The sequence below is a fragment of the Celeribacter sp. genome, from assembly GCF_048259695.1.
GTDB lineage: Bacteria > Pseudomonadota > Alphaproteobacteria > Rhodobacterales > Rhodobacteraceae > Celeribacter.
The window spans coordinates 1-8,941 of sequence record NZ_JBLXHL010000031.1 but is presented as its reverse complement, the minus strand read 5'-3'; the positions used below and the strand labels follow the sequence as shown (position 1 = coordinate 8,941).

Below are 8,941 nucleotides of genomic sequence, written 5' to 3'. Positions count from 1 at the left end.
CCCTCCATTCGGCGCTGAAGGGGATCTCGTCGTCGATATCGCGCGAGCCGCCTCGACCGCCGGCGCCGTAACCATCGCCGCGGTCATAGCCGCCTCCGGAGTAGCCGCCACGGCCGCCGTCATCGTAGGAGCCCCCGCCGGAATAGCCGCTGTCCCCGCCGCCGTCGCGCTGGCGGCTATCGAGGAGCGTCAGCGTGCCACCGTATGGGCGCAGCACGATCTCGGTCGTGTAGCGGTCCTGGCCGGACTGATCCTGCCACTTGCGTGTCTCGAGCTCGCCCTCGATGTAGACCTTGGAGCCCTTGCGCAGATACTGCTCGGCGATCCGCACGAGGCCTTCTGCGAAAATGGCAATCGAGTGCCATTCGGTGCGCTCTCGGCGCTCGCCCGTGTTGCGGTCTTTCCACGACTTCGAGGTCGCAAGGCGCAGGTTGCAGACCTTGCCTCCCGACTGGAACGTGCGGACTTCGGGATCAGCCCCGAGGTGACCGATGAGCATGACTTTGTTCAGTGATGCGGCCATGTGGCGCTCCTGTAATGAGAGGTTGCAGAAAGGCGCCGGGAGCTCAGGGCCCCCGGCCAGTATTCAACAGGGAGGTTTCCGGGGCTTCCTGAGCCGCCTCGCGGCCCCGGTGGCGCGAGCTCTCACGGGGATAGGTTCCCGCGCGGCTCGGAATGGGTGCGGGGCTCCAACAGCCGCCACGCGGCCCCGCTGCACGTGTTGGGTTCCGAAATGCGGGAGTGGCTCCGCATGCGGGGCGGCTGAGGAATTCGGGTGCGCGGCGGGACACATGAGGGGAGACCGGCTCACCGCGCGGGCCGGCCAGGAGGAGATTGGCCGGTGTCTGGGTCATTCTTGGCTCTCCACGTGGCGAACCAGCCGGTTGAGCACTTCAAGTGCTTCCGGCCCCTCTTTCATGATCGCGGCGGCATCGCCCCTCGCAGCGAGGGCGAGCAGCGCAGGGCCTACATCGGCCAGTTCTCGCATCGCGCTCATGATCAAGGCATCACGCTCGACTTCCTCGGAGCTCCGCTCCCTGCGGGCGAACATCAGTTCGGTGATGGGCCAGCGACGCACCGCGTCTTCGAGCGCTCCGTAGTGCTCCGCACCGATGGCGGCATGGCCGTTCATCTGCTTCGAGATCGTGCCCTTCTCGCAGCCGATAAGGTGCGCGGCAGCCTCGACGCCGCCGAAATCCGCGACGAGCTGCTTGTAGAGCGCTCTGATCGCCGGGCCGCGGTAGACCTGCATGAGAAACCTCGTTTTCTTGGGTATTGCTTTGCGCTGGCCCATGTTCGAGGCATGGAACAGTGTTTGGGTTCAGGCGGCGGAAGGCGAGCTACCAGCGAAGACCTTCGCGAGGTCGGGGCGCAGGTCTTTCACGCTCACGCCAAGAGCGTCAGCGAGGTCATGGACCTTGGCCGGTCCAATGCTGCGCAACCCCCTCTCGATGAGGCTCAGGTAGGCTCTAGAAATGCCCGCCTTGGCGCAAACATCGGCTCTCGAGAGGCCGCGGGTGCTGATATGTTCGGTGATGTTCATGAAGAACTTTTACACTATGTGAATTTTCACAGCAAGGCGGATTTTACATAGTGTTTATGGAGCCCGTGGCTGCATTGCCGCATAGGATCGGCATGAAGTTCAGCATACGTGAAAAACGGAAAGCCGCCGGCTTTACCCAAGAATACATGGCCGAGATGCTGGGCATCTCTCCCGGCCTCTATAATGGCTTAGAAACCGGCAAGCGCCGGATGAACGAGACCTACCTAGAGGGCATCGCGAACATCCTGCGCGTGACCGTTTCAGAACTGATCATCGAGGACCGACCCACGATCGCCATTGCCGGCAAGGTCGGCGCTGGCGCCCGCGTCGACTTCTTTAGAAATCACCAATCGGTAAAAAAGCCGGCGATTGAAAGACCCATTCAAACTGGGTCGGATGAGCTCCGCGCGCTACTTGTCGAGGGAGACGGCATGTCGCCGATCTTCAACGAAGGTGACTACTTGATTTTCAAGGCAGAGGATTCTGCTGGGGGCGTCCCAGATGACGCAGTCGGACATATTTGCATAGCAACAGATGAGCATGGCGTCAGCTCGGTCCGTCATGTGACTTCTGGACCTGAGCCTGGCCTGTTTCACCTACTCGGCTTGAAGCCCGGCACCACCCCAGATTGGGACGCGCGCCTCAAGTGGGCGGCACGCGTGCGGCTTCATTGGCCAGCAGAGTTTGCCAGGAAGGCGTAACGAGCGGCCAATAGTGCATATTGAGTGAGAGGTTTGTTGAGTGGCTTTGGGTGATTACGACCGGCGGTCCTTCGTCTTTGACGGGCTGGACGCCTCTCTTCATACGCTCCCAGCACGCGACTTGGGGGCCGCTCTCACTGGTCTAGATGCCATCATCTCAACCGTCCTCATGACTCTTGAGACCGGCAAAATCCAGAAGCAAAAGCCGCGAAAGCCCTCATTGATCCTGTCCGTCAGCGAGCCTAAGGCAGGCAGCTATGACATAGGTTGGTTGACAGGCATTGCCCCTGGTCTACTCCCGCTCTGGCCATCCCTCACCCAAGCCATCCAATCGAAGTTTGTGGAACACTTCGTGAATTTCGTTATGTTGTGGTTCGGCGGACGAAGACGAGAAGCGGACGAAACCATGGAAAAGATGCTCGATATCCTTTCTGAGTCTATGGCCCGAGAGCACGAACAGCGCCACAGCGAGCGCGAGGCCGTTTATACTGATCGTCAGCGGGAACGTGAGAGCATGAGGCTTCTTCTTCAGGGTCAGGCTCAATCCCTTCATCCGGCGGCCCGCCAAGCCATCACGCCGGTGGGCCGCTCCGCAACGTCTTTCCATATGGGTGGGCGTGGTGATGAGGGCCTTGCTCAGATAGATGAACCCACCGCAGACGCCATCCGAGCAAAAGAAACTCTAGAGGTCAGTGATCGCCTCGACATGACCTTCCGAGCAGAAGGGCTCCGCCAACAGAGGCGAACAATGTTCGTCTATGACCCGGAGGACGAAGAAGAAAAGCGCACGTTTTCGGTTACGATTTCAGACCCCGCTTTTGATCAACCTCACAACGCCTACATTACCGCACTAGCTGAAGATCGCCCCATCACCCTAACGGGAAAGACGACCAGATTACCCGATGGCCGGATCAAGAACTTCTATGCGATCGATGCGCGCCTCGAGTGACTGGAGGTAAAACTCGGAACTCCATCAGCCCCGCTCCGGCGGGGTTTTTCTTTGCCGTCAGCACCGCGCTGACAGGGGAACTGCAGCAGGGCTCAAGCCATCCCTACACCGTTTATTCACATAGTGTAAATTTACTTCTTGAACCGTCTTTTTACATTGTGTAAATATTTCCCTACCCCCGCCGAAGAGGCAACGCCAATCGCGGGGAATTCCATAGGGAGACACCCGATGAGCTTTCACCACCGCACGACCGAAATCAGCACCAGCGTTCTCGCCTTGAGCGCCTTCGGCGAAGCCACCCTCACTTGCGCCTGCTGCAACGACGACACGCTCTGGTCCGAGGAAATGGCGCGCAGCCATCCAGTCGAATTCGACGCGCCGACGCTGGTCGCCATGGAACGCCGCTACGGAGGACCGGTCTGCGGAACCTGCGCCGAGGAAGTGACCATCTGCGAGCAGTGCGGAGAGGTGGCGGACGACGACTCCCACATGGCCGCGATTGACGACCGGAAGTTCGTCTTCTGCTGCGAGGACTGCATGGCCGAGTGGAGTCAGCAGTGACCGAAAGCGCCCTGCAGAGCCTTTTGAATGGCCACATCAACGACGCGCTGGCCGACTTCGCCCGCGCCTACCCTGAAACCACCACCGCCATTGCGGAACGCGCCCTGCAGGATGCGACCACTGATGCGCCGGCGGTTCTTTCCCAGAAGGAGCAAGCAGCATGAGTGCGGGAGTTGAGCATCAGACGCGGCCGACCGGTGAGGGTGTCCACATCAAGGACGACCCTATGGTCGCCATGATCGAGCGCATCGTCCTCAATCCCGACGCCGACCTCGACAAGCTCGAGCGCATGCTCGCGATGAAGGAGCGGATGGACGCGCAGAGCGCCAAAGTTGCCTTCGCCAAGGCCCTCTCCGGCGCCCGCTCCAGCTTCCCGCCGATCCACAAGGACGCCATGGTCGACTTCACCAGCGCCAAGGGCCGGACGCACTACCGTCATGAGACGCTCGCGGGCATCGCCAAGGTGATCGATCCAGTAATGGCGGAGCACGGCCTTTCGTATCGCTTCCGCACAGACCAGGCGAGCGGTGGCGTGAAGGTGACCTGCATCATCGCCCACGCCGACGGGCACAGCGAGGAGACGTCCCTTTTCGCGCAGCCTGACACCTCCGGCAATAAGAACGGCTTCCAGTCCATCGGATCGGCGGTCACCTACTTGCAGCGCTACACGCTGAAGGCTGCTCTCGGCCTCTCTGCGGAGGTCGACGATGACGCCCACGCGGCGGACCCCATCGAAGACAACGGGCCGGGCCGTGAGCCGCATCGCAGCCAGCGTCGCGAACAGCACCAAGAGCAGCGCGGGCCGAACGCGCGGCAGGTTGCCGACAAGATGATCGCCAGCATTCGTGAGGTCGGCGCCGATCGTGTCGATGCAGACGAACGCTTCCGGAAAGAGTTTTCCCGCCTTCAAACCTTGGCGTCGGATGAAGCGAACCGCGTCCAGCGCGCCATGCAGGAATGGCGCGATGCCAACGCCAGCGGCCCGCAGGGCGGCGGATACGGCGACATCGACGAAATCCCCTACTGAGGAGCCGCATCATGCCCAAAGACAACGCCACCAGCGACATCGCGACGATCGGCCACAACAACCCGCCGGCAGAGATCGACCCCATCGACGCAGCAATCGAACCCTACGGCGATGCGATCGCCGAGGCCGAGAACTGGCTCGACGGGAAGAAGGTCGACACTGAGGACCAAATGAAGGCCGTCGACGCGGTACTCAAGGAGATCCGCACCTACGCCACCGAGCTTGGGAAAGCTGAGAAGGAGGCCGTGGGACCGCTCCACAAGGCTTGGCAGGGCGAAAAGGCGCGCTGGAAGCCGACGCTGGACGATGCCGAGCGCATGAAGAAGGGGCTCGCGTCCCTGGTCTCCGATTTCAAGGTCAAGCTTGCCGAGGAGAAGGCGCGGGCCGAGCGCGCCGAGCGCGCCGAAGCCGAGCGCAAGCGCCGCGAAGCCGAGGGAGCCGCGCGCCACGCCGATGCCGGCGACATCGAGGCGCAGCGCGAAGCAGCGCAGAAGATTGAAGACGCCAAGGCCGCACAGAAGACCGCCAGCGCCCCCGCCAAGGACAAGCCTAAGGGCCTCCGCACCGTCACCCGATACGCGCTCGATGACCACCGCGCCGCGCTGCACGACATCGCCCAGAACGATCGCGCCGCGATGACCGCCTTCATCGAGGACTATGTGCGGCGCAACCATCGCGACCGCACGATCGCCGGCGTCCGGGTCTGGACCGAGAAGGAGGCTTACTGATGCCGATGATCTACCTGCGCGGCCAGAGCCAGCGGGACTATGCCCGGCGCGCGCTCGACGCCGCCCCAGACAACTCCGTGGTCAGCATCACCAAGCCGACCCGCTCAGTGCCGCAGAACAAGAAGCTCTGGGCCATGCTGAACGACGTGGCCGAGGCGGAGCCCGAGGGACGCCAGTGGACCCGAGAGACCTGGAAAGCGGCCTTCATGCACAGCCTTGGGCACCAGTGCCAGTTCGCTGACGGCCTCGACGGCACCGGCCCCTTCCCGGTCGGCTTCCGCTCCTCGCACCTCACGGTCGCCCAGATGCGCGACCTCATCGAGGTCATCTACGAGTACGGCAGCCGCCATGGCGTCGAGTGGCGCGAGACGCGCCGCGCCGGGCTCATGGAGGCAGCATGAGCCGCGCTGTCCCCGCATGGGTCGGCCGCACCGACGACACCCCGGTACCGGCCCGCGTCAAGGCACGCATCGTGGCCCGCCAGGGTGGAGTCTGCGGGTGTGGCTGCGGCGTCAAGCTCGGTGTTGCAGGCGAGGCGCTCGAATTCGACCACGCCGAAGCACTGATCCTTGGCGGCGCTAACGACGAGACTAACCTGCGCGCCCTCCGCAAGCCCTGCCATCGCGCGAAGACCCGAGCCGACGTGCAGCAGAAGGCCACCGAGGCGCGCAAGCGCAACAAGCACCTCGGGCTCGCCAAGCCCAAGCGCAAGATGAGCTATCGGCGCTTCGACGGCACACCCGTTTGGAAGGACTGAACCAGTGAGCATGACAAAATTTGACGCCCTCCGGGCCACCGGACGGGCTGCCGAGCGCGAGTACCGCAAGAGCGACAGCCTGCCCCCCCTGCGCGAATACGAGGGTGATGGCCTTCGGGACAAGATCGAGATGGACCGCAAGGGTCCTCTTCTCCCTGAGGGCTGGTGGTTCGCCGTGCCGGTCTTCCTGATCCTCGTCCTGCTGGGCCTCTGGGTCATCGCAACCGGCGTTGAGCAGCTGGCGGCCCTGATCCGCGCGGCATCGGTCTGGCTCGAGGGGTGGCTCTGATGCGCGACACCTTCGACTTCCCAGAGCTTCCCGACCGCGCCTTCACCGGCCTGCCGCTGATCGTCGACAGCTTCGCCGGCGGCGGCGGGGCCAGCACCGGCATCGAGATGGCTCTTGGCCGCGGGCCCGACATCGCGATCAACCACAACCCGGCAGCGCTGGCGCTGCATGCGGCGAACCATCCCGAGACGCTGCACCTGTCCGAGAACGTCTACCGCGTCGATCCGCTCGACCACCTCGCAGGCAAGCACATCGGCCTCATGTGGTTCAGCCCGGATTGCAAGCACTTCAGCAAGGCCAAGGGCGGCAAGCCGGTGGCGCGCAACATCCGCGATCTCGCGTGGATCATCCCCGGCTGGATCGAGCGCATCCAGAAGAGCGGCGGGCGCGTCGACGTGGTGCTGATGGAGAACGTCGAGGAGTTCGCGGGCTGGGGCCCGCTGATCGAGACCGAGCGCGGTCTGATGCCCTGCCCGGCGCGCAAGGGCGAGACCTTCGCCGCCTGGTGCAAGGCGATCCGCAAGCTCGGCGGGAAGATCGAGCGCCGCGAGCTGCGCGCCTGCGACTACGGCGCCCCGACGATCCGCAAGCGGCTGTTCGTCGCCATCCGCTTTGACGGCCAGCGCATCGTTTGGCCCGCGCCGACCCACGGCGCCCCGGACTCCCCCGAGGTGGAGGCGGGCAAGCTGCAGCCGTGGCGCACCGCGGCGGAATGCATCGACTGGTCGCTGCCCTGCCCGAGCATCTTCGACAGCAAGGCCGAGATCATGGAGAAGCACGGGCTGCGCGCGGTGCGCCCGCTGGCGGACAACACGCTTGCCCGCGTAGCCAAGGGGTTGCGCCGCTACGTGCTCGACGCCGGGCAGCCCTATCTCGTGAGCATCGCACACGGCGACAGCGGCGGCCGCCGGGAATACCCGCTGACCGAGCCGCATGGCGTTGTGACCGCAGGCGGCATCTCGCCCCCCTTGGTCGCGCCGGTCATGGCAACTATGCGCAACAGCCAGAAGCCGTGGCAGGGCGTCACCGAGCCCGCCCACACCGTGACGGCCGGCGGCGCAGGACTGACCCTCATCGCCCCGTCCATCGCCAAGTTCATGACCGGCGCCACCGGTAGCGAGATCGAGTCACCGCTCCCCACGGTGACCGCCAACAGCTACCTCAAGCGCCCGGGCGGCGCGGCCCCTCTCGGCATCCTCGCGCCCCTGCTGGCAAGTCTCAAAGGCACGACGCGCCGCATGGGCCCTCTGGCGCAGCCTCACCCCACCGTCTGCGCCGCAGGCAACCACAGCGCTGTCGTGGCCCCGGTGCTGACCTACGCACAGCAAGGCGGGCGCTGCCGGTCGGTCGAGGATCCGCACCACACCATCTGCGCTAGCAAGAAAGATCAGAACAGCATGGTCGCCGCGACCATGGTGCATGTCGGGAACGGCGAGCGGAAAGGCCAGGCACCCCGCGCACTCGACATCACCGCACCGCTGAACACGGTCGTGGCCGGCGGGGTGAAGCAATACCCGGTCGCGGCCTTCCTCGCCCAGCAAAACAATGACGTGCGCGGCGTCCACCCGGGCCGCCCTGCCGACGAGCCGATCTCGACCGTCACCAGCTCGGGCAGCCACCAGACGCCTGTCGCCGCATGGCTGGCGAAATACTACGGCACTGGCGACGGCGCGCCCGCCACCGAGCCCATGCACACGATCACCACCAAGGACCGGATCGTGCCGATGCAGGCCGAGCTTGCGGCCCCGCCCTTCAACGAGACGCACGCGCCCAGGGGGCGCCAGGTGGCCGAGCTGCTGCGCCGGCCCGGGCTCTGGGATGATCGCGAGTTCGTCACCCTCGAGATCGACGGCACGTCCTTCGTCATCGTTGACGTGGGCATGCGGATGCTCACCCCGCGCGAGCTCTTCAACGCGCAGGGCTTCCCCTCCGACTACGTGATCGAGGGCGTCTGGCGCGAGGAAGGAGGCGAATGGGAGTTCGAGGCCTTTCCGAAGGACGTGCAGGTCTCCTGCGTCGGGAACAGCGTCTGCCCGCCGCTGGCCGAGGCGCTGGTGCGGTCGAACTGCGAGCACCTGATCGAAGCTCGGGAGGTTGCCGCATGAGTGGCGTCGCCCACCAAATGCCCCGGATTGGGGGGACATTTTCCAAACCGGGGCAACTGGTAATACAAAAGTTCTGTCTTCAAAAGTTTGCCCTCCCTCTCAGAACCGGGGAAATTCCGGCTATCTGCACCAAGAGGTCTTCGGGCGTATCAGTCCACTCACGGACCTTGTTCACGCTGCGTCACTTTCTTGCCTCAGTCGAGAAGGCTCAGCTCCCGATTGTCGAGATTCCTGTGGATAACAACCACCGGAAAATCCGCTCTCTAGATGTGGTGGGAGTG

Annotated in this window: 14 protein-coding genes; 11 read left to right on the top strand and 3 right to left on the bottom strand. The window is 64.1% G+C overall.

Annotated features, from left to right (window positions below):
- The 3 genes from ssb to ACN0Q0_RS16780 all read right to left on the bottom strand — a co-directional run.
- On the bottom strand, positions 1-523 hold a 523-nt coding region (gene ssb, locus ACN0Q0_RS16790; RefSeq protein WP_417244410.1), incomplete at its 3' end, for a single-stranded DNA-binding protein.
- Between the two features lie 327 nt (positions 524-850).
- Positions 851-1,252: a hypothetical protein gene (locus ACN0Q0_RS16785; RefSeq protein WP_343502114.1), complete on the bottom strand. Its 402-nt coding sequence runs from the start codon at positions 1,250-1,252 to the stop codon at positions 851-853.
- 69 nt (positions 1,253-1,321) lie between these two features.
- Positions 1,322-1,543, bottom strand: coding sequence for a helix-turn-helix transcriptional regulator (locus ACN0Q0_RS16780; RefSeq protein WP_343502113.1), 222 nt, complete (start codon positions 1,541-1,543; stop codon positions 1,322-1,324).
- Between the two features lie 65 nt (positions 1,544-1,608).
- On the opposite strand from ACN0Q0_RS16780, the gene ACN0Q0_RS16775 reads away from it, so the two are divergent.
- The 11 genes from ACN0Q0_RS16775 to ACN0Q0_RS16725 form a co-directional block, all read left to right on the top strand.
- Positions 1,609-2,244: a helix-turn-helix domain-containing protein gene (locus ACN0Q0_RS16775; protein WP_417244409.1), complete on the top strand. Its 636-nt coding sequence runs from the start codon at positions 1,609-1,611 to the stop codon at positions 2,242-2,244.
- 46 nt (positions 2,245-2,290) lie between these two features.
- Positions 2,291-3,193 carry a hypothetical protein gene (locus ACN0Q0_RS16770; protein WP_343502111.1) on the top strand — a complete coding sequence of 301 codons (903 nt, stop codon included), beginning with the start codon at positions 2,291-2,293 and terminating at the stop codon, positions 3,191-3,193.
- A gap of 228 nt (positions 3,194-3,421) precedes the next feature.
- Positions 3,422-3,754, top strand: coding sequence for a TRASH domain-containing protein (locus ACN0Q0_RS16765; RefSeq protein WP_343502110.1), 333 nt, complete (start codon positions 3,422-3,424; stop codon positions 3,752-3,754).
- The gene (locus ACN0Q0_RS16760) at positions 3,751-3,918 is read left to right on the top strand and encodes a hypothetical protein (protein ID WP_343502109.1); all 168 of its coding nucleotides are present in this window, start codon (positions 3,751-3,753) and stop codon (positions 3,916-3,918) included. The genes ACN0Q0_RS16765 and ACN0Q0_RS16760 overlap by 4 nt, the downstream gene beginning before the upstream one ends.
- Before the next feature lie 62 nt (positions 3,919-3,980).
- A complete protein-coding gene (locus ACN0Q0_RS16755) occupies positions 3,981-4,781 on the top strand; it encodes an ERF family protein (protein ID WP_417244408.1) in 801 nt (266 codons plus the stop codon).
- Between the two features lie 11 nt (positions 4,782-4,792).
- Positions 4,793-5,509 carry a hypothetical protein gene (locus ACN0Q0_RS16750; protein WP_417244407.1) on the top strand — a complete coding sequence of 239 codons (717 nt, stop codon included), beginning with the start codon at positions 4,793-4,795 and terminating at the stop codon, positions 5,507-5,509.
- Positions 5,509-5,910 (top strand): recombination protein NinB, encoded by a 402-nt coding sequence (locus tag ACN0Q0_RS16745; protein WP_343502106.1) that lies wholly within the window; start codon positions 5,509-5,511, stop codon positions 5,908-5,910. Before ACN0Q0_RS16750 ends, ACN0Q0_RS16745 begins: the two co-directional genes overlap by 1 nt.
- A complete protein-coding gene (locus tag ACN0Q0_RS16740; protein ID WP_343502105.1) occupies positions 5,907-6,266 on the top strand; it encodes an HNH endonuclease in 360 nt (119 codons plus the stop codon). Before ACN0Q0_RS16745 ends, ACN0Q0_RS16740 begins: the two co-directional genes overlap by 4 nt.
- 10 nt (positions 6,267-6,276) lie before the next feature.
- Positions 6,277-6,555 carry a hypothetical protein gene (locus ACN0Q0_RS16735; RefSeq protein WP_343502104.1) on the top strand — a complete coding sequence of 93 codons (279 nt, stop codon included), beginning with the start codon at positions 6,277-6,279 and terminating at the stop codon, positions 6,553-6,555.
- Positions 6,555-8,660 (top strand): DNA cytosine methyltransferase, encoded by a 2,106-nt coding sequence (locus tag ACN0Q0_RS16730; protein ID WP_417244406.1) that lies wholly within the window; start codon positions 6,555-6,557, stop codon positions 8,658-8,660. Before ACN0Q0_RS16735 ends, ACN0Q0_RS16730 begins: the two co-directional genes overlap by 1 nt.
- The coding region (locus tag ACN0Q0_RS16725) for a hypothetical protein (RefSeq protein WP_417244405.1) at positions 8,657-8,941 on the top strand (285 nt) is incomplete at its 3' end. The genes ACN0Q0_RS16730 and ACN0Q0_RS16725, both read left to right, overlap by 4 nt.

What these genes read in the sequence shown, in the direction of transcription:
- ACN0Q0_RS16785 (WP_343502114.1), bottom strand. Translation starts at nt 1,252, where the DNA reads ATGCAGGTCTACCGCGGCCCGGCGATCAGAGCGCTCTACAAGCAGCTC.
- ACN0Q0_RS16780 (WP_343502113.1), bottom strand. Translation starts at nt 1,543, where the DNA reads ATGAACATCACCGAACATATCAGCACCCGCGGCCTCTCGAGAGCCGAT.
- ACN0Q0_RS16765 (WP_343502110.1), top strand. Translation starts at nt 3,422, where the DNA reads ATGAGCTTTCACCACCGCACGACCGAAATCAGCACCAGCGTTCTCGCC.
- ACN0Q0_RS16755 (WP_417244408.1), top strand. Translation starts at nt 3,981, where the DNA reads ATGGTCGCCATGATCGAGCGCATCGTCCTCAATCCCGACGCCGACCTC.
- ACN0Q0_RS16750 (WP_417244407.1), top strand. Translation starts at nt 4,793, where the DNA reads ATGCCCAAAGACAACGCCACCAGCGACATCGCGACGATCGGCCACAAC.
- ACN0Q0_RS16745 (WP_343502106.1), top strand. Translation starts at nt 5,509, where the DNA reads ATGCCGATGATCTACCTGCGCGGCCAGAGCCAGCGGGACTATGCCCGG.
- ACN0Q0_RS16740 (WP_343502105.1), top strand. Translation starts at nt 5,907, where the DNA reads ATGAGCCGCGCTGTCCCCGCATGGGTCGGCCGCACCGACGACACCCCG.
- ACN0Q0_RS16735 (WP_343502104.1), top strand. Translation starts at nt 6,277, where the DNA reads ATGACAAAATTTGACGCCCTCCGGGCCACCGGACGGGCTGCCGAGCGC.
- ACN0Q0_RS16730 (WP_417244406.1), top strand. Translation starts at nt 6,555, where the DNA reads ATGCGCGACACCTTCGACTTCCCAGAGCTTCCCGACCGCGCCTTCACC.